Source organism: Marinobacter sp. 1-3A (assembly GCF_016597775.1).
Taxonomy (GTDB): Bacteria; Pseudomonadota; Gammaproteobacteria; order Pseudomonadales; family Oleiphilaceae; genus Marinobacter; species Marinobacter xiaoshiensis.
Genome location: NZ_VCGZ01000004.1, coordinates 240,104 through 259,029, shown reverse-complemented (window position 1 = coordinate 259,029; position 18,926 = coordinate 240,104). Strand labels below are relative to the sequence as shown.

Genomic DNA, 18,926 nt, shown 5'->3' with positions numbered 1-18,926 from the left:
ATTTAATACTGATCCTGCCAGCGTTCACGAACTTCCAGAATGGCCGGTAGACATTGGAAGAATGCCTCGACCAAATCCGGGTCAAAGTGCTTTCCGGTTTGTTCTCGGATTAGCCCGGTCGCTTTGTCTATCGGCCAGGCGCTTTTATAGGGGCGCTCACTGGTCAGTGCATCGAACACGTCTGCGAGTGCGACAATTCGGGCAGATACGGGAATATCCGTTCCTTTGAGGCCGTTCGGATAGCCGCTGCCATCCCACTTTTCGTGGTGATTTAATGCTACTTCCCGAGCCATGTCGAGTAGGTTGGAGCCGTCATCTCCAATAATCTCGGCTCCAATTTCAGGATGTGTCTGCATCACGGCCCATTCGTCCGGGTCCAGTTTTCCGGGTTTTTGTAAAATAGCGTCGGGGATGCCGATCTTGCCAACATCATGCATGGGGGCAGCATTCAATAGGGTATCTGCCCAACTTTCTCCAAAACCTGCTGCCAACGCGATCAGTCTGGAGAAGTGGCTCATGCGGATAACGTGCAGTCCCGTTTCGTTATCTTTGTATTCGGCGGCTCGGCCCAGACGCTGCACTACGGACAGGCGGGTTTTTACCAGCTCATCTATGCGCACAAGCGATAGGTGGGTTTTAACCCGGGCACGAACAATGGCAGCATTCACGGGTTTGGCAATGTAGTCCACGGCACCCAATGCAAATCCCCGGGTTTCGTCCTCGGAACCCGACAGAGCCGTCACGAAGATAACCGGTATATTGCGGGTTCTGCTTTCTGTCTTGAGTGTTTCACAGACGCTGTAACCGGTCATGCCCGGCATCATAACGTCGAGTAAAATCAGGTCCGGCTGTTCACTTCTTGCCAGTTCAAGTGCGCGCTCACCGTCTTTGGCGAATAGCAAACGATATTGGTCAGACAGTATATTTCGAAGCACCTGAAGGTTTGCTGGCTCATCGTCTACCAAGAGAAGCGTTTTCATATCAGTCAGCATCAGCAAGGCTCCAGAGTTTTACGGAAGTTGATCAGGATGTCTGCGGCTTTTTCTGGCTCGAAGTTCTCCAGCATCAGATCCATTGCTTTAACGCAATCAGCTGGCAGTCCCGGCTTGAGCTTCTCTATGTCTTTATCCGGCATCTCGCCTTGACTCAAACGCTCAATCACGTGGTTCAGCAGCCCCGTATCCAGCGGCGTAGCGACGGTTTCCGGGGCATTCTCGGGCAGATCGGGATGTTGTCGGAGCCAGTCGACGGCTGCATCAAAGTGCCGTTGTATACTGTCCCATAAAGAGTCAGGCGCTGGTGCTTCGGTTTTTAACTGGGACTCCAACTCTGCCAGTGCGTTGGCGAGGTGTTTGAAGCCTAGATTGCCTGCAAGCCCCCGAAGCCTGTGTGCGGAAGCAGCTTGGTCATGGGTATGCTGTTTTAGAGTCGCGGGTTCGCTGTCTGGGTCATTCAGAAATCGGGCGGCCGCGCTCCGGTGTTTAGCGACGCTCGGCCAAAGCTGGTTTAGGGTACTGTGATCAATGACTCCATTGATGGCTTGGGCCGTGTTTTTCTCTGGTTTGGCACGATCAATAGTATTCTCTACAGCACTATTAATAGCACTATCAATGCCCAACACCCTTGCCATTTCGTGGGTCAGGTGTGCCATGTCTATAGGCTTGGCGGCAAAACCGTCCATGCCAGCTTGCAGGGCCTCGCGACGATCAGATTCCAATACGCTGGCGGTGAGCGCAATCACCGGAGTATAGCCCCTTTGCTCAGCCGCTTCGTATTGGCGAATGGCGCGCGTGGCTTCGTGGCCATTCATTTCGGGCATTTGCACGTCCATCAAAACCAAGTCGAAGGCATCTTCACGATAGAGTTCCAGCGCCTGTTGGCCGTTGCTGGCTGTCACCACCTGATGTTTTCGCTGGACCAAGACTGAGGTCAGTAGTTCAATGTTTTGCGACACATCATCGGCAACCAGAATCCGTAACGGCGGTAGAGCAACTTCTTGTTCGGAGTGCAATTCGTCGTCTACCGGTGTACCTATATCAAGCGCTAACGTTACCCGGAAAACAGATCCCTTGCCGGGCGTGCTGGTTACGGTAATCTGCCCGCCCATCTGCTCCGCCAGCTGTCTGGCTATGGTGGTGCCAAGGCCGGTGCCACCAAAACGGCGGGTCATACTGGAGTCTGCCTGAGTAAAGGGTTCGAAGATTTTATCAAGGCGGTCCGCAGGGATGCCGACGCCGGTATCTTCCACCAAGATCACCACTTTTTCTCCTTCTGTGTAGTGAACTCTTAGATTGACACCACCGGTTTGCGTGAACTTTACGGCGTTGCTCAACAGGTTCAATATCACCTGCTGAATGCGCAAGGGGTCACCTTTGAAAAAATCCCCGGCCTGATAATCCAAGTTCAGATAAAGGCCTTTGCGGTCAGCGCTGAGTGATTGGGTTGCTATGATTTGTTCACAAAGTTGTCTGAGATTGAAATCCCGGATTTCAAACTCGATGTGGCCGCCATCGAGCTTTGCCGAGTCCAGAATGTCGTTCAGCAAGCCCAGAAGTGATCTGGCAGAGGTTTTCACAACGCACAAATGCCGCGCCTGAGACTCTTGTAGAGGGGTGTCCAATACCAAGTCCGTGAAACCTATGATGGCATTCATGGGCGTGCGTATTTCATGGCTCATGTTGGCCAAGAAGGCGCTTTTAGCTGCGGCTGCTTGTTCCGCTTCTTCTTTGGCTTGCCGCAGCTCGGTTTCCATTTTGTGGCGTTCGGAAATATCCGTTAAGAAGCCGACAAAGGTACTTATGCCGCCCAGTTTGGATTCGCCTATCGCAAGCAATACCGGAACCTGATGGCCATCCTTGTGGAGGGCCCACACCTCGCGGTTGTAGCCAATGATCTTGCGCTCGCCGGTACGCAGGTAGTTTTTTAGATAACTGTCATGGGCATCCCGGTGGGGATTGGGCATCAGCATGCTTACATTTTTCCCGATAACCTCTGCTGAATTGTAACCCAAAATCCTTTCGGCGGATTCGCTGAATGATAGAACGATGCCGCGGTCGGAAATCTTCACTATGCCATCCACAGCAGCATCCAAAATAGCTTGGATTTCACTCGCAGTTTCTTGGCTTCGCCTCAATAGCGCCCAGTAACGGGCCAAGGCATTCACACTGGCGGCCAATAAACTGAGGCTAACGGTGATGAAAGCAATCGTAAGGGCAAGTGCGGTGTGGCGGTTGCTGCCGGGAAGAAAATCCGGGTCGGGTTCACCGATGAAACGAGCCGCCTCCATGGCGGTGTAGTGCATACCGGCGATGGCCAACCCCATCACGATTCCGGCAAAAAGGCGACGTTTGTATCCGCGCATGGTGGTTCTGTGCCGCAGGCCGAAACTGATCCACAACGCCAAAGTACCCAGCAGAACCGCAACAACAATAGACAGCACAAACAGAAAAGGGTCGTATCTTAGACCCGGCCCGATCTCCATCGCCGCCATGCCCAAGTAGTGCATGGTGCCTATGCCTGCCCCAACAATCACGCCGCCGCCAAGCAAGCGTGAGCGGGTTAGGTTGTGGCCCGCGAGAAAGCTTAGAGCGACCCACGATGCGAGCAAGCTTGGTGTGGCTGAAAGTGCGGTGATCCAAGGGTGGTAATGAACCATAGCGGGCATTTCGAAGGCCAGCATACCAATAAAATGCATCGACCAAATGCCAAACCCTAGAGATGCCGAGCCGCTGACCAAATGCAGGCGCTGCAGAGAAGCTGTGGTACTTCGCCGCGCTGCCGCTGCAAGAGTGAGCGCCAGATACGATGCACCGATAGCAATAACCAGTGATAGAGCAACTAAGGCGGTGTCGTATTGGCCCGTCATCAACTTATCGGTTGCGGGATTGAGTACAAAAAAATGATCAAGCGCCAGCAATGCAGGTTACCTATTGCCAAAATATAGTTATTAAAAGTCTACCTTAACCCTAAGAGATGGGCTCGCAAATCCTATTTCGTTTAAATTTTGTACGCTGGCAATGATTGCCTGAATACCGAACATTCACCAAAGTGAGGTTGAACTATAATTATTCGATGCAATAGTAGTAGTTGACTTCACATTCCCTGACTTTTGCGCCAGCCTGCTTGTCTGATGTCGCAGTGTAGCTTGTAAAAGTGCTCGGATCATGACGAATAACGGAGGCACAAGTATGTCGAATAACAGCCTTGGAAAAGATAGCCTGAACACACTCAGTAGCTTGAGTGCAGGCGGTAAAACGTTTCACTACTACAGTCTGCCCAAAGCGGCAGAATCCCTCGGTGATATAAACCGACTCCCCTTTTCATTGAAAGTGCTCCTTGAAAACCTTCTGCGCAACGAGGATGGCGTAACCGTGGATCAAAGCCACGTTGATGCCATGGTGCAGTGGCTGAAAGACAAACGCTCAGACACCGAAATCCAGTTCCGCCCCGCACGCGTTTTGATGCAAGATTTTACCGGCGTGCCTGGCGTAGTGGATTTGGCCGCCATGCGTGAAGCTGTTAAAAAAGCCGGTGGAGATCCTGCCCTTATTAACCCTCTCTCGCCTGTGGACCTGGTAATCGATCACTCGGTGATGGTTGATGAATTCGGTACGGCGTCTGCCTTTGGGCGGAACGTAGCCATCGAGATGGAGCGTAACCAGGAGCGTTACGAGTTTCTGCGTTGGGGCCAGCAAGCCTTTGATAACTTCCGCGTGGTTCCGCCGGGAACCGGCATCTGTCACCAGGTAAACCTCGAGTATCTGGGTAAAACCGTGTGGCACAAAGAGCAGGGCGATAAAACCATCGCCTATCCCGATACGCTGGTGGGTACAGATTCCCATACCACCATGATTAACGGCCTGGGCATTCTTGGCTGGGGTGTTGGTGGTATTGAAGCAGAGGCGGCCATGCTCGGGCAGCCAGTATCCATGCTGATACCGGAAGTGGTGGGCTTCAAGATTTCCGGTAAATTGCGCGAAGGCATTACCGCAACGGATCTGGTTCTTACCGTTACTGAAATGCTGCGCAAGAAAGGCGTGGTTGGTAAGTTTGTAGAATTCTATGGCGATGGTCTTAAAGACATGCCCGTGGCAGACCGTGCCACCATTGCCAACATGTCCCCGGAGTATGGCGCAACCTGTGGCTTCTTCCCGGTGGATGAGCAAACCCTTAAGTACCTGCGCCTGACAGGGCGTGATGACCAGCAGATAGAACTGGTTGAAGCCTATGCCAAAGCACAGGGATTGTGGCGTGAGCCAGGCCATGAGCCGATCTACACAGCCACGCTAGAGCTTGATATGGGCGATGTGGAGGCCAGCATGGCTGGGCCGAAGCGGCCACAGGATCGAGTCGCGCTGAAAAACATGAAGGCGGCATTCGAACTGTTGATGGCAACCTCCGAAGGAGGCCCTGATGCGACTGAAAAGCGTGAAATGGAGCTTAAATCAGAAGGTGGCCAAACCGCAGTGGGTGTTGACGACAGTTATCACCACCCCTGCAGCCGGGAAATCACCCTGAACGGGCAGGACACTCGTCTCGACCCGGGCGCGGTAGTAATTGCGGCTATAACCTCGTGTACCAACACCTCGAACCCCAGCGTAATGATGGCGGCTGGTTTGGTGGCACGGAAAGCGATAGAAAAAGGCCTGAAAACCAAGCCTTGGGTAAAAACTTCCTTGGCACCTGGCTCCAAAGTGGTAACAGAGTACTTGAAGGCAGGCGGGTTCCAGGATGATCTGGATAAGCTTGGCTTCGACTTGGTGGGCTACGGCTGCACAACCTGTATTGGTAACTCCGGCCCGTTGCCGGATTCAGTGGAAAAAGCCATAACAGATGGTGATATCACCGTGGCATCGGTGCTGTCTGGTAACCGTAACTTTGAAGGCCGCATCCACCCGCTGGTGAAAACCAACTGGCTGGCGTCGCCCCCCTTGGTTGTTGCCTATGCGCTGGCCGGAAACGTGCGTTTGAACTTGCAGGAAGATCCACTGGGTAAAGACCAGAGCGGCAACCCGGTGTATCTGAAAGACCTGTGGCCAAGTCAGCAGGAAGTAGCCGAGGCTGTGGAAAAGGTCAAAACCGACATGTTCCGCACCGAATATGCCGCAGTATTCGATGGCGATGCCACTTGGCAGGCCATCGAAGTGCCGGAAACCAAGGTATATAAGTGGTCAGACGATTCCACTTATATTCAGCACCCACCCTTCTTTGAAGGTATTGGGCCTGAGCCTGATCCGGTCGAGAATATTGTTGATGCAAATATTCTGGCCTTGTTGGGTGACTCCGTAACAACGGACCACATATCGCCTGCCGGTTCCTTCAGTGCCGACAGCCCTGCAGGTAAGTACCTGCTGGAGCACGGAGTTGAGCCACAAAACTTCAACTCCTATGGCTCGCGCCGGGGTAACCATGAAGTGATGATGCGCGGCACCTTTGCCAACGTGCGTATCCGTAACGAAATGCTGGATGGCGTTGAAGGCGGCTTCACCAAGTTTGTGCCCACCGGGGAACAAATGGCGGTGTATGACGCCGCAATGAAGTACCAGGAGCAGGGAACACCGCTGGTCGTTATTGCGGGTAAGGAATACGGAACTGGTTCAAGTCGCGACTGGGCGGCCAAAGGCACTCGACTGCTGGGCGTTCGCGCAGTGGTGGCGGAATCTTACGAGAGGATTCACCGCTCCAACCTGATCGGTATGGGCGTGATGCCTCTGCAGTTCCCGGAAGGTGCGGATCGTAAGAGCCTCAAGCTGACCGGAGAGGAAACCATCAGCATCAGCGGCTTGTCTGGTGAAATAACACCGGGCCAAACCCTGACCATGACGGTCACCTACAAGGACGGCTCTACTGCGACCTGTGATCTGAAGTCGCGGGTTGATACTGCCAACGAGGCTGTGTACTTCCACCACGGCGGCATCCTGCACTATGTGGTGCGTGAGATGCTTAAGTCTGCCTGAACTGGCTGATTAATCCGTTCAGACGTAAAGCCGGCAACCTCCAAGGGTTGCCGGCTTTTTTATGCTTACTCGTCGCCCACTACAGGCAACAGTATCCAAAAGCTGGCTCCTTGCCCTGGTAACGACTCGAAGCCCACTTCGCCACCCATCACGGTAACCAGTTCGCGGGTTATGGCGAGCCCGAGGCCAGTTCCCCCTTGGCTGCGGGTGTCTGAGCTGTCGGCCTGTGCAAAGCGTTGAAAGATTCGGTCTCGAAAGGCTTCAGGAACGCCCTCGCCGCTGTCCTGTACTGTAATTGTGACTGTTGAGTTCTCGTCAGCTTCCTGACTCCGGGCAGATATGTTGACGAGACCTTTATCAGGGGAGAATTTTATTCCATTGGAGATCAGATTGTTCAGTGCTTGTAGCAAGCGCTTTCCATCCACCAGTACGTAGACATTGGGCAGGTCTGGCAGGGATTGAACAGTAATTCCTCGTTGCGCACCATAGGCTTGGTTTGCGTCGACTGCGTGTTCGAGCAGCGGCAGCAAACGTTGCTTCTCCATGGTTATGGGCAGCTTACCTGCCACCAGCTTTTCAATATCCAGCAGGTCGTTGATTAAAGAGGCCAGGTGCCTGGCGTTGCGCTCCGCAATGGCCATCATGCCCTGGGCTTTTGGTGATAGTTCTCCAGCAGCGCCTCCAGCTAGTAGACCTATAGCACCGGTAATAGAAGTAAGGGGAGTGCGCAGCTCATGGCTTACGGTAGATACAAACTGATTCTTCATGCGCTCGACTTTTTTGCGTTCTGAAATATCGTCGAGCAGAACCCAGAGCAGTTTTCGACCAACGGAATCCCGTATCAGCATGCTATGAATAATCGCCGGGTAGCTTTGGCCTTTGCAGTCGATTATTTCCTGTTCAATTGGGCCAAAATAGCCTGTATTTTTCAGTTGTTCGAGAATCTCGGCTCTCAGCGATCTCTTGCGGGGCGCAAGCAGTTGGCGGTAGTTCAGGCATAGAAACTCATCCTTGTGATAGCCAGTTGATTTTAGCATTGAGGCGTTAACATCAATGATCTCACCAGTACGATAGTCTGCAAGAATGATCCCACTGGGCGCCAGTTCGAACAGGCGGCGTAGTTGTTGTTCGCTTTCCTCCAGTCTCAGCATTGCGCGTTTTCTGTCGTCAATATCCTCCAGGTAGCCATGCCAGATAATGCTGCCGTCCGGGAGCTTTTGCGGAGAAGAATGGCCCTCAATCCAGTGCTCAGTGCCATCATCTTTGTGTATCCGGAACTGGATTGACCATGTGTTTAATTGTTGGGCGGACTCCTGGATCGCAGTCATCACTCTCTGCGAGTCTTCAGGAACGATCATCGCAAAAAGTGACTCTGCGTCACTTTTTGCTTGCATTGGGGTGATGCCAAATGAACGCTCGATGCCCTTGCTGCTGAAAGGAAAGGTCATACGCCCATCGGGATAGAGGCGGAACTGATAGAGGCCACCGGGCACCAGATCAACAAGCTGTTTGAGCATGGCCAGGGATTCATTCTGTTGCTCCAGCTCCCGATCCCGGTAGTGGATGGCCAGCGCACGGGCACTGATTTGTTCCTCGGCACAGTCTGCGATATCGCGCAGGCACTGCAGGTCATCCTCGCTTAGCTTGCGGGGTTTACGGTCAATCACGCAAAGAGTTCCCAGAGGATAGCCATCTGCACTGTGAATGGGTATGCCAGCATAGAACCGCACGTTGGGGGCGCCGGTTACAACCGGGTTGTCGCAGAAGCGTTCGTCTTCGTACGCGTCCTCAATCACCAGCGGCTGCTTGTCGAGAATCGCATGACCACAAAAAGAAAGGCTGCGTGGGGTTTCTCTGATATCCAGGCCCACGCAGGACTTGAACCACTGTCGGTCGCGATCGATCAGGGAGATCAGCGCAATGGGGGCATCGATAAGTCTTGCAGCCATGCGGGTGAGCCGATCAAAGCGGGCCTCCGAGGGAGTGTCCAGAATTCGCAACTGATCCAGCGCTGCTTGCCTGGCACTTTCATCGGCGGGAAAGGCGGGTGCTCTCATGCTGAAGGGCCCTCCGGTGTGCTGCTATCCAAAGGTAGCTCAACCCAGAAATGAGCACCCTTATTGTTGTAGAAGCCTATAGTTCCGTTCAGTAGGTCCGCAAGCTGGCGATTGATCGCAAGGCCCAATCCAGTGCCGTTGGTAGAACGGGTGGCCCCAGCTTCGGCCTGGGAAAAACGATCGAATATCTGGCCGGTGAACTCTTTGGGTACACCCTTGCCCTGATCGCTCACAGTGATTCTCAACCGGTTGCCCCCAATTGTTTCCCCCTGGAGGGTCACCACGCCGTTCTCCGGTGAAAACTTGATGGCGTTGCTTACAAAGTTGTCCAGTATCTGGCGTAATCGGTGGCCGTCGGTTGTCAACAGTAGTTCGGGTATGTTGTTAGCAGCGAGTGTAACGCCATACTCTTGCGCCATGGTCTGGTTGCCGCAGATGGTTTCCTTGAGTAACTTCTGCAGGTTTTCAGGCTGAAAACTGACGCGCAACTTACCGCCAGAGAGTTTGTTGAAATCAAGCATGTCGTTGATGAGAAGTTGCAGGCGTTCGCCATTCCGCAGCGCTAATGCAGTCATTTCTCTGGCACTGTCGGGGAGCTCGCCTGTTGTGCCGGAGTTTAGCAGTCGCAGGGCTCCATTTATGGAGGTCAGCGGTGTTCGTAGCTCATGGCTGACATTGGCAACAAAGTTATCTTTGAGTCGGTTGTAGGCGTCGCGCCCATCCATTAGCTGATTGAACGCCTGAGCCAGTGCCCGCACCTCTGGCGCTCCCTGCTCCTTGAGACGCCGCGAAGATTCGGGCTTCTGGATCATGGAGCGTATGCGGCGGGTCATCTGGGTGAGCGATGAGGTTGTTGAGCGAAGCGCCAAGAATGTCATCAACAATATGCCTGACGTTACGCCTGTACTAATCAGGAGAAACCGGCTGAAGGCCTGCTTTGCGGGGGCGGTAGCAAGGGATTTTGGAACGGCCCGGATAAACAGCCAGCCCAGCCGGTGCAAGTGGCTGGTTGCGTAGATCAGCGATTCTCCGGCATTGGTTTTAACCTCACCAAAGCTGACGCCAGAGAGGGCGGCATCAATCAGTAAGTTGTCTCCGGGGTCTGGTAGATCCTCGATAGCCTTGCCATTTGGAGAGCCCTCTATAAACAGAAAGTTACTTGAGTCTATTACCAGAAACACTGCGTCTTCGCTGGCACTGTCACGCACGTTTTCCGGAATCAGAAGCGATTGGTGCATTTTCAAGGTGCCGCTCAGGAAGCCCAGAAGCTCTCCGCCATCTGCCAGGATCGGTACAATGAAGATCATTAAAGGTATGCCCGATGGCCGGCCTATCAAGGGGCGACTGATCACTGGGCGGCGAGTTGTCATCGCCTCCTTCCAATGGGATCGGTCGGCATAGCTTGTGCCCACCCTGCTTGGTACGCTGGTGTTTTCAGCAATGAGCGTCGCATCAGGGTTAAAGACGGTCAGGCTGTAGGGAAACAGCTCCTCCAGCTTTTGCTGTTTTTTAAGAAGATTTGTGAGCTGGGGTTCAGGCAAGAGTTGGCCGTCATTGCTTAACAATGGGGCAAACTGGGACAGAACGCTTGTTCGAAGTTCCAGATCCTGGCTCACCAAGCTGGAAATATGGTTTGTTTCATGAGCCTGCTGCACCAGCAAGTTTGTTGAAAAATCCTCCAGTAGCGCGCTGTAAGCGGCATAGATAACTGAGCCAATGGTAGCCAAAGCGCCGACCAGTATGATTATGGCCAGCCGGCTACCCAGAGATAAATGATTCAAAACGCGCTCCTGTCTGGCAATTTGCTGTAAAACTTGCTTTGATTGAACAATAAATGAACCAGAAATCACAGCGTTTGCGCGCGTTAATTAGCTAGAGCCCCTATGCCTGAAAGCCCTGTTTCCGAGGTGCGGAAAAAACTGGAGATTCTTCGTGATCGTTTTCGGGATAGAACGATCGGTGAAATCGAAGGGTTGGTGGCCAGTGTCGCCAGTGCCTCCCGGAACCCTGAATCCATTAGTGAGTTGGTTTCGGCCTATCATATATTACACAGATTTGCCGGGTCGGCCGGGACCTTGGGTTTTACCCAGCTTGGCGAGCAAGCCCGTAAACTCGAACTTGCTATCAAGCCTTTGGCAGACGAGGTGGCAGAGGGCGCTGATAGCGAGCGCGTTCGGCAACAGTTAAACCAATTGCTGGCTGGCGGCTATGAAAAGGAACTTGTGGGCCTGAGCAACCTTTTGGTTGTGGCCGATCCAGTCTCAACCGGTTGGCACAAGCCCGCTCCTGCAGGTACGGATAATCCGCTTGTATTGTTGAACCTGGATCCGGATCAAGAGCACGGGGAGCTGATTTCCCAGGGCTTGGCGCTGTATGGCTACGAAGTGCGAAGTCTGGCCAATGGTGAGCAGTGGCCAGAGAACATGGACGATATTGATCTGGTTATGGTTCGGGATACGTTGCTGCAGGATGAGGAAGCCTGCTGGTTGCCCAGACTGCACAAATTGCCCGTGATATGTTTCAGTGAAGCTCACGACTTTGCCACCCGTTATCGACTGGCGCGCCTTAGTGTTGATGCCTGCATTGACGAGCCCCTGGATATACCCGCGCTTGCAGACCAGGTTGAGAAATTGCTGGCTGAAGGGCTGGCAACGCTCACCGGCAGAGTGGTTATCGTAGACGATGACAAGGAGTTACTGGAGCATTATCGAGTGGTTCTCACCAGTGGCGGTTTGCTGGTGCGGGCACTTGATGACCCATCGCGCCTGTTATCCGAACTGGCAGACTTCAGGCCGGATATCCTGCTTATGGATGTGCAGATGGGTGAGTACGATGGCCCGGTACTGGCCAGGATGCTTCGGTTTCAGGCCGAGTGGCTCAGTCTGCCCATTATCTTTTTTTCCTCTGAGGCAGACCGTGATCTGCAACTTGACGTGCTCGCCCGCGGCGGTGATGATTTTGTAACCAAACCGGTGTCTGACGAGTTTTTGTTGCGCACAGCAAGGATACGCTGTTTCCGCGCCCGGCAACTAGACAAACTGGTCTCCCTTGACAGCCTCACTGGCCTGTTAAAACACGCCCTGGCCAAAATCGAACTGAACCGGGAACACGCGCGCTGTGCACGCAGTGGGCATAGCTCGGTTGTAGCCATGCTGGACCTGGACCATTTTAAGCAGGTTAACGATTCTTATGGTCATGGGGTTGGTGACATGGTGATCAAGGCATTGTCCAACTTGCTGCGCCACCGGTTGCGCAACACGGACATTATAGGCCGCTATGGTGGCGAGGAATTTCTCGTTGTGTTGCCTGAGTGCTCACTGGAAAAGGCCGTTGAGGTGCTTGAAACGCTGAACAAGGATTTCGCCCGTTTGGTGTTCAATGCTCGCAACGAGGAGTTTTCGGTAACCTTCAGCGCAGGCGTTGCCACGCTGAATGCCTACGAGACCGGCGAGCAGGCTATAGATGCTGCCGACCGGGCACTGTATGAGCGTAAGCGTGCAGGGCGTAATGGCGTTACTGTCGCTAGCGAAGACCATTTATGATTTCTGATGAAAAACTGAGAACGTCGCGATGCATGTGTTGATTCTCGAAGACGATGAGCTGGTTGGCGACCTTCTTGAGACTGTCGTGGCGAGCGCCTTCCCGGGCGCAGTAATCCGGATTCATACTCTGGTTAAAGAGGCGCTCAGTAGCTGGCATAAACAACCGGCAGATCTGGTTATAACCGATTGGAACCTGCCGGATGGTTCCGGGCTTGATTTTATTCGCTCTGTGCGGAAAGCCAGCCGAGAAGTTCCTGTGCTGATGATCAGCGGTCGTGCCGATCGCGATTCTATCCTGGCAGCCGCCCATCTGGGCATTAACGGCTACGTGAGCAAACCGTTCCAGGTGGATAGTTTGCACCAGAGGCTGTTAGAGCTGGTGCCAGTATCCATCGACCTTGATGGCAGTTCCTCCAGCTCGCTGGAAGAAAAAATGGAGGCGGCCTGCAATTCCGCAATCCAGTTGCCGGGCGAGATTGACACCGCCGCCTTGCTGAATCTCATTGAAAAGCGTGATGAACTGGATGCCGTCACGCTTGCAGAACAGTGGAAGACAGACCCGGCGCTGAGTGCAAAGATGCTGGATGTGGCCAACAGCGCTTCTTTTCGCCGTTCCGGCACACCGGTAAAAACGGTGAGAGAGGCAATCAGTGCGATTGGTATTGCCATGGCACTGAACCAGGCTCTGGCATTATCTCTGGATATTGCGGGCAGGCTTTCCTGCCAGCGCCTCGCGGAGAGAGCGCAGGTGGAGCAGGAACAGGCATTGCGGGTTGCGGAGGCGGCCCGCGGGCTGGCTCGAAAAATTGGCGACGCCCCTGCGCTGTACTTTACCGCAGGCCTGCTCAGCCGTGCAGGAGAATTGGCAGCCTTGAAAGTACTGCAAAACCAGTGCGACGAGAGCGGTGAGCCACCAGAGCTTGAGCAGATTGACTCTGCCATAGCCCAATGGGCCCAAAAGCTGGGCAATCAAATCAAGGTGCAGTGGCGCTTGCCCCTTCAGATCAGAGAACTGGTTGGTGCCGTGTATTTTGTCGGCAGGAGCAACACCAGTCAGTCCAAGTTGGTCATGCGCGCAGCAGCTTTGCTGGCAGCAGATCAGGCAAACAGCCCTGAGTGTCGTACACTCCTGCGACGACTGGGAATTGAGCATCAGGAGGCCGCCCGGGATGACACCTGAAGGTCTCAAGCGAATTCTGATGGTTGAGGATGAGCCGGATATCCGAACGATTGCAGAGCTTGCGTTGGAGGCCATCGGCGGCTATGAGCTCACGGCCTGTGAGTCCGGGCAGCAGGCGCTGGCGCAGATAGCTGAGTGCAGGCCCCAGCTAATTGTTCTTGATGTGATGATGCCGGGCATGGATGGCCCCGAGACCTTGAAGGCAATCCGCAGCCTACCGGATTATGCCGAAACGCCGGCGGTTTTTATAACGGCCAAGGTCCAGAGCGACGAAATTCAGAGTTACCTCGCACTGGGTGCGGCTGGTGTCATTCCCAAACCCTTTGACCCGCTTACATTGGCTGATCAGATCAGGGACATCTGGAACGAGGCCCGTGCAATCGGTTAAGCTCTTGCCGGTTTATACTGTCGCAACTGCAAAAGGCTGTTATGTCGTCCTCCCAAAATCACGATGAAACCAAAGCTAGGCTTAATCTGGAAACCTCCCGCATACGCTGGCACGAGCTGCAAACCTACTATGCCCGAGGGCAGGTTGTGCGTGTTGACCAGACCCTGGATCTGTTGGATGTGGCGTCTGAGCTCACTGCAGATAACCGCGCGCTCTTTGAACAATGGCTGACTGCGGGCAAAGTAGGGGATGTATCCCCTGATCTGGCCCGTGCCTGGTACGAGCGTGATGCTACACTTTGGGCTGTCGTTGTAGCGCCCTGGGTGCTGGTTCAGGATCGCTCCGAGCCCTCTGATCCCGTGGTGCATTAATGCTTACCGGCGCCCTGCTGATTCTTGCTCCGCTGTTTCTTGGTTTTGCCCTATCCCTTGAAAGCCGCCGCCTGATGACCGTTATTCACTACACGGTGGAGGCTCTGGTGTACTTCATTTTGGCCTTGCTGGGCCTGGGGTTGGGCCAGATGGAGGGGCTAACGGACCAGCTTGGCACCATGGCCAGCCAAATGTCAGCCCTGGTGGTGGTTTTGTTTGTGGCGAATATGGCAGGGTTGTGGCTGTTTCACCGCTGGCGGCCCATGACGCCAGAGCATCGGGAAGAAACCGCTGGAAGCGCGGGCTATGTGCGGCTGTTCATGGCAGCGCTGAAGCCATTACTGGCGGTGCTGCTGGGAATGCTAGCAGGCTATTTCCTTTTGCCGCCACTGCCGCAAGCGGAGCAGTTGGCAACCTGGTCTCTGATGCTGTTGTTGTTCCTTATTGGTTTACAGTTGCGCAATGCCGGGCTTTCCTTGCGAAAACTGCTGATGAACACCCAGGGCTTGGGTATCGCCCTGGTGCTCGTGGTTAGTTCGCTGCTGGCGGGTGTCCTTTTGATGCCCGTTCTGGGGCTGCCATGGCACGATGTGCTTGCTCTGGCCTCTGGGTTTGGCTGGTACTCCCTGTCCGGCATTGTGATTGGTGATGCGCTTGGGCCGGCATGGGGCGGTGTGGCATTCATGAACGATGTACTGCGGGAAATCATCGCCCTGGCGATCATTCCTCTGGTGATTGGCAGCCGGCCAGCCATGGCCATCGGCTACGGCGGAGCCACTTCCATGGATTTCACCTTGCCGGTAATCCGCAGTAACGGTGGGCTGAGTTGTGTTCCGGTCGCGATTGCATCAGGCTTTTTATTGTCATTCCTGTCGCCGGTTCTGATGGGTGTTTTTCTGTCGTTTGGCTAGACCCAGGCTCACATCGCGGTAAAAAACGTTCTCAGACTGTTCTGGTAGGTTTGGATAATCACATCTTCCAGGGGCAGGTCTTTCACTTCGGCAATTTTTTCAGCGATGAATGGCAGATAAAAAGGCGCATTTTCACGGCCACGGTAGGGCGCTGGCGTGAGGAAAGGGGCGTCGGTCTCCAGAAGGATCTGGCTGATGGGAGCCATACGAACAATATCCCGCACGTTTTCTGCCTTGTTGAAGGTGGTGATTCCATTAAAACCAAGATTCCACCCCTGATCCAGGGCATACCGGGCAAGCCCAGGGCCGGAGGTGAAGCTGTGAATCACGCCACGTCGCTTGAGCGACTGTTCAAACTCTTTGAGTATGGCGATTGTATCCTCGTCAGCATCACGGCTATGGATAACCACCGGGCGGTCACTGTCACAGGCAATCTGGAGTTGTCGCCGGAACACGTCCCGCTGAACAGCGCGATCTGCGTTGTCATAGAAGTAGTCCAGCCCAATCTCGCCAACCGCAACGATCTTGTCGTCCTGGGCGTGGGTGCGGATTTCTTTCTCTACGGCATCGTTGTAGCTTTCCGCCTCATGGGGGTGGATGCCTTGAGTGCCATAAAGCCACGGAGCCCGGGTACTGAGCTCGCGTACAGTTGCCAGGTTGCCCGGTGCCACAGCAATGGTAATCACCTTCTCGATGTTCACCCGCCGGGTTTCTTCCAGAATTTCCTCCAGGGGACGATCCTTGAGGTAATCCAGATGACAGTGGGTTTCAATAATCGGATGGTCGAATACGGGAATCTCGCGACGTTTCTTACTCATGGGCTGATGCTAGGCTCCAATACAGGCAGTCGGTTCAACTGCTATTCTGGTGTTCGAAGCTCTCAAGTTTATCAGTTGCCCATACATAGGCCTACATTGTCTCGTAGGGGCTTTCCTTGATGGTTGTTGTTGCTCGGGATTGATTCAGGTGGAGGTGTAGATGCACGTTGTTGTTATTGGTGGTGGCGTTGTGGGTGTAACCACAGCCTGGGAACTGAGCCGTCGTGGGCATCAGGTGACGGTGCTTGAACGCCATGGCGCGGCTGGGGATGAAACCAGTAAGGGCAATGCGGCCCAGCGCTCTTATGGTGTTGTGTATCCTTGGGCAGACCCGAGCATGGTTTTCAAGGCATTGCCCTGGCTTGTGCAGCAGGATCGCCCTCTCAAGCTCCGAATGCCGCCTTCTCTTGCGGCCATACAGTTTATGTTTTCAACGCTGCGCTATGCGTGGTCGCCTGGCCTTTTTGGTTTTAACAAGCGCGCTATGTTGCGCCTCGGAAGTCACTCCCGCGAGCGGTTTCTGAAGTTGGAAAACGAGCTGAACCTGAAGTTTGATGGCGCTCACAAGGGTTTGCTGCACCTGGCCAGTACCCCGGAAGAGCTGGAAGTACATCGTGGCACACATCGAATACTGAAAGAAATGGGCGTAGCGTCCCGACTGCTGACGCCGGAGCAGGTCTACGAGGCAGAGCCCGGAATGGCGAGAACCGGGCCACTATATGGCGCGCTCAGTTACGATACGGATGGCACCGGCGATTGCCACCTGTTCACCAGGGCGCTTGCCAAAGCCTGTGAAGATAAAGGTGTTAAATTTCGTTACAACGTTCAGGTGGAGCAGCTAACTGCCAGCAGCCAAAATGTTGAAATGGTGGTTCTGCGTAACGAGCGTGGGCAGACAGAGGCTTTGGCCGCCGATGCCTTTGTGGTCAGCGCGGGCTGTTGGTCCCCGGAGTTGGTTCGGCCTCTGGGCCTGAAGCTGCCTATATACCCAATCAAGGGTTACAGCATTACGGTGCCCTTGAAAGACCCGGGCAAAGCGCCTGCTACCACCATTCATGATGACAACTACAAAGTTGTGTCTACCCGCTTGGGCGATCGCTTGCGTGCAACCGGTTTTGTAGAGCTGGCGGGGTTCAATCGTGATATTCCGGAAGCGCGTATAGCGACCATTCGGAAGTCTGTTGAGTCCCGTTACCCCGGCTGTGCAAATCTTGACCTTGCAGAAACCTGGACCGGGTTCCGCCCCATGACACCAGATGGCCCTGCCATCATTGGCCGGGGCCCGCGCCGCAATCTTTACCTGAATACAGGTCACGGCACCTTTGGATGGACTTTGGCAGCGGCCAGTGCGGATGTGATTGCACAAGTGGTGGATGGTGAGGAGCCTACAGTTCCTCTGGATGCATTCCGCCCGGGACGCTATCAGGAGTGATTCCTCCGCAGCCTGAGGAGTCATTTTATTCGCGATGGAAAACCCTCAATAACTGGCTGATAAAGCACCGGCTCATTTGGCAACCGGCTCCATTTATGGAGCCGCGGCCAGCGTGGCTTGAGAAGTATCCTGAGCTGGCGCGTCTGGTGGAAAAACTCACCGATGATGAGTGCACTGATTTGGAGGAGGAGCCTGCAAAGCTGGCAGAACTGGCTTCTCAGTTTCTGCCCGACCTCGCTCTCTATTCACCTATAGTCGACCTTCCGGAGCTGGCACCCGCGTCTTCTGACGTTGTAGCTGCGACTCTGCCCGAAGCCAAAGCAACTGACATGCCCGGGCGCAAGCGAGAGCAGGCAGGCGCCTTTACCGCTGCGCTGGAGCCTCTTCAGCACACCATTCTGGACTGGTGCTGTGGTAAAGGGCATCTGGCTCGAACCCTGTTTACACAGAGCCGAAAGGACGTTGTGGGCTATGAGTGGAACTCGGATCTGGTGGCCGATGGTAACCGGATCGCTGAGCGATTCGGGGATGCTGTTCGAATATCCTGCCAGGATGTTATGGCGCGAGATATACTCGTTCCCGAGAAAACCCATGCTGTGGCACTCCATGCGTGTGGTGATTTGCACCGGCAATTATTGATTCAGGGAGTTGCCGCTGATGTGCCGCGGCTGAGCTTGTCGCCCTGCTGTTATCACAAACCTGGTAAGGGGGCGTATAAGGCTCTTTCTAAGGGGGTGTCCATTCACGAACCTGCCCTTGTTTTGGATCGCAACGATCTGCGCCTGGCAGTAAGGGAAACTGTCACTGCACCAGCTGGCGTCAGAGAGCAAACCAAGACCCTAAGTCAGTGGCGCTTGGGGTTTGATGGCCTTCAAAGAATGCTGCGTGGTGTGGATCAATACCTTCCCGTTCCTTCATACCCCCCAGGACGTATGCAAGAAGGCTTTCCTGCCTTTTGTCATTGGGCTGCCAACAAAAAGCAGCTGTTTTTACCCGAAAACACTCATTTTGAATTTTGGCTGGAACACGGCCAGCAGCGCCAGCGGGAAGTATACCGCCATGAGCTTGTCCGGCACGTGTTTCGCCGGCCTTTGGAGTTGTGGCTGGTTCTGGATTACGCGGTCTTTCTTGAGGAGCAGGGATACAGTGTGCGGTTTGGTCATTTTTGCCCCCGGGCACTGACCCCGAGAAACCTGATGTTGGATGCAACCAAAAAGTAAAGGCGCCCTAGGGCGCCTTTACTGACTTCAACTGCTTGCGTTCAGGTTGTG

The 18,926-nt window shown here is 54.2% G+C and carries 13 protein-coding genes; 8 read left to right on the top strand and 5 right to left on the bottom strand.

Going from position 1 to position 18,926, the window contains the following annotated elements:
* Positions 1-2 precede the first annotated feature (2 nt).
* Together FE848_RS08370 and FE848_RS08365 are read right to left on the bottom strand one after the other, a co-directional pair.
* A complete protein-coding gene (locus FE848_RS08370; RefSeq protein ID WP_200202336.1) occupies positions 3-992 on the bottom strand; it encodes a two-component system response regulator in 990 nt (329 codons plus the stop codon).
* The gene (locus tag FE848_RS08365) at positions 992-3,865 is read right to left on the bottom strand and encodes an MHYT domain-containing protein (RefSeq protein ID WP_227715235.1); all 2,874 of its coding nucleotides are present in this window, start codon (positions 3,863-3,865) and stop codon (positions 992-994) included. The genes FE848_RS08370 and FE848_RS08365 overlap by 1 nt, the downstream gene beginning before the upstream one ends.
* A 322-nt stretch (positions 3,866-4,187) precedes the next feature.
* Between FE848_RS08365 and acnA the strand changes: the two genes are divergently transcribed.
* Positions 4,188-6,956, top strand: coding sequence for an aconitate hydratase AcnA (gene acnA / locus FE848_RS08360; RefSeq protein WP_200202334.1), 2,769 nt, complete (start codon positions 4,188-4,190; stop codon positions 6,954-6,956).
* 65 nt (positions 6,957-7,021) lie between these two features.
* On the opposite strand, the gene FE848_RS08355 is transcribed toward acnA, so the two are convergent.
* Positions 7,022-9,013 (bottom strand): ATP-binding protein, encoded by a 1,992-nt coding sequence (locus FE848_RS08355; protein ID WP_227715234.1) that lies wholly within the window; start codon positions 9,011-9,013, stop codon positions 7,022-7,024.
* Positions 9,010-10,794 carry an ATP-binding protein gene (locus tag FE848_RS08350; protein ID WP_227715233.1) on the bottom strand — a complete coding sequence of 595 codons (1,785 nt, stop codon included), beginning with the start codon at positions 10,792-10,794 and terminating at the stop codon, positions 9,010-9,012. Before FE848_RS08350 ends, FE848_RS08355 begins: the two co-directional genes overlap by 4 nt.
* Positions 10,795-10,896: 102 nt before the next feature.
* On the opposite strand from FE848_RS08350, the gene FE848_RS08345 reads away from it, so the two are divergent.
* Genes FE848_RS08345 through FE848_RS08325 form a run of 5 tightly spaced genes read left to right on the top strand, consistent with a single transcriptional unit; the run spans position 10,897 to position 15,405 of the window.
* Positions 10,897-12,555 (top strand): diguanylate cyclase, encoded by a 1,659-nt coding sequence (locus FE848_RS08345; protein WP_200202333.1) that lies wholly within the window; start codon positions 10,897-10,899, stop codon positions 12,553-12,555.
* Between the two features lie 28 nt (positions 12,556-12,583).
* Positions 12,584-13,735 (top strand): HDOD domain-containing protein, encoded by a 1,152-nt coding sequence (locus FE848_RS08340; protein ID WP_200202332.1) that lies wholly within the window; start codon positions 12,584-12,586, stop codon positions 13,733-13,735.
* Positions 13,725-14,123 carry a response regulator gene (locus FE848_RS08335; RefSeq protein WP_200202331.1) on the top strand — a complete coding sequence of 133 codons (399 nt, stop codon included), beginning with the start codon at positions 13,725-13,727 and terminating at the stop codon, positions 14,121-14,123. The genes FE848_RS08340 and FE848_RS08335 overlap by 11 nt, the downstream gene beginning before the upstream one ends.
* A 41-nt stretch (positions 14,124-14,164) precedes the next feature.
* A complete protein-coding gene (locus FE848_RS08330) occupies positions 14,165-14,494 on the top strand; it encodes a DUF2288 domain-containing protein (protein WP_200202330.1) in 330 nt (109 codons plus the stop codon).
* On the top strand, positions 14,494-15,405 hold the full coding sequence (locus FE848_RS08325; protein ID WP_200202329.1) for a lysine exporter LysO family protein: 912 nt from the start codon (positions 14,494-14,496) through the stop codon (positions 15,403-15,405). The genes FE848_RS08330 and FE848_RS08325 overlap by 1 nt, the downstream gene beginning before the upstream one ends.
* Before the next feature lie 8 nt (positions 15,406-15,413).
* Here FE848_RS08325 and FE848_RS08320 read toward each other — a convergent pair whose 3' ends face one another.
* Entirely contained in the window at positions 15,414-16,223 is an 810-nt protein-coding gene (locus tag FE848_RS08320; RefSeq protein WP_200202328.1) for a TatD family hydrolase, read from the bottom strand.
* A 160-nt stretch (positions 16,224-16,383) separates the two neighbouring features.
* Here FE848_RS08320 and FE848_RS08315 point away from each other — a divergent pair, with 160 nt between their 5' ends.
* Both FE848_RS08315 and FE848_RS08310 read left to right on the top strand, forming a co-directional pair.
* Positions 16,384-17,655 carry a D-amino acid dehydrogenase gene (locus FE848_RS08315; protein ID WP_200202327.1) on the top strand — a complete coding sequence of 424 codons (1,272 nt, stop codon included), beginning with the start codon at positions 16,384-16,386 and terminating at the stop codon, positions 17,653-17,655.
* A gap of 95 nt (positions 17,656-17,750) precedes the next feature.
* Positions 17,751-18,875 (top strand): methyltransferase, encoded by a 1,125-nt coding sequence (locus FE848_RS08310; RefSeq protein ID WP_200202326.1) that lies wholly within the window; start codon positions 17,751-17,753, stop codon positions 18,873-18,875.
* Positions 18,876-18,926 lie beyond the last annotated feature (51 nt).

What these genes read in the sequence shown, in the direction of transcription:
- FE848_RS08370 (WP_200202336.1), bottom strand. Translation starts at nt 992, where the DNA reads ATGCTGACTGATATGAAAACGCTTCTCTTGGTAGACGATGAGCCAGCA.
- FE848_RS08365 (WP_227715235.1), bottom strand. Translation starts at nt 3,865, where the DNA reads ATGACGGGCCAATACGACACCGCCTTAGTTGCTCTATCACTGGTTATT.
- acnA (WP_200202334.1), top strand. Translation starts at nt 4,188, where the DNA reads ATGTCGAATAACAGCCTTGGAAAAGATAGCCTGAACACACTCAGTAGC.
- FE848_RS08355 (WP_227715234.1), bottom strand. Translation starts at nt 9,013, where the DNA reads ATGAGAGCACCCGCCTTTCCCGCCGATGAAAGTGCCAGGCAAGCAGCG.
- FE848_RS08345 (WP_200202333.1), top strand. Translation starts at nt 10,897, where the DNA reads ATGCCTGAAAGCCCTGTTTCCGAGGTGCGGAAAAAACTGGAGATTCTT.
- FE848_RS08340 (WP_200202332.1), top strand. Translation starts at nt 12,584, where the DNA reads ATGCATGTGTTGATTCTCGAAGACGATGAGCTGGTTGGCGACCTTCTT.
- FE848_RS08335 (WP_200202331.1), top strand. Translation starts at nt 13,725, where the DNA reads ATGACACCTGAAGGTCTCAAGCGAATTCTGATGGTTGAGGATGAGCCG.
- FE848_RS08330 (WP_200202330.1), top strand. Translation starts at nt 14,165, where the DNA reads ATGTCGTCCTCCCAAAATCACGATGAAACCAAAGCTAGGCTTAATCTG.
- FE848_RS08325 (WP_200202329.1), top strand. Translation starts at nt 14,494, where the DNA reads ATGCTTACCGGCGCCCTGCTGATTCTTGCTCCGCTGTTTCTTGGTTTT.
- FE848_RS08320 (WP_200202328.1), bottom strand. Translation starts at nt 16,223, where the DNA reads ATGAGTAAGAAACGTCGCGAGATTCCCGTATTCGACCATCCGATTATT.
- FE848_RS08315 (WP_200202327.1), top strand. Translation starts at nt 16,384, where the DNA reads ATGCACGTTGTTGTTATTGGTGGTGGCGTTGTGGGTGTAACCACAGCC.
- FE848_RS08310 (WP_200202326.1), top strand. Translation starts at nt 17,751, where the DNA reads ATGGAGCCGCGGCCAGCGTGGCTTGAGAAGTATCCTGAGCTGGCGCGT.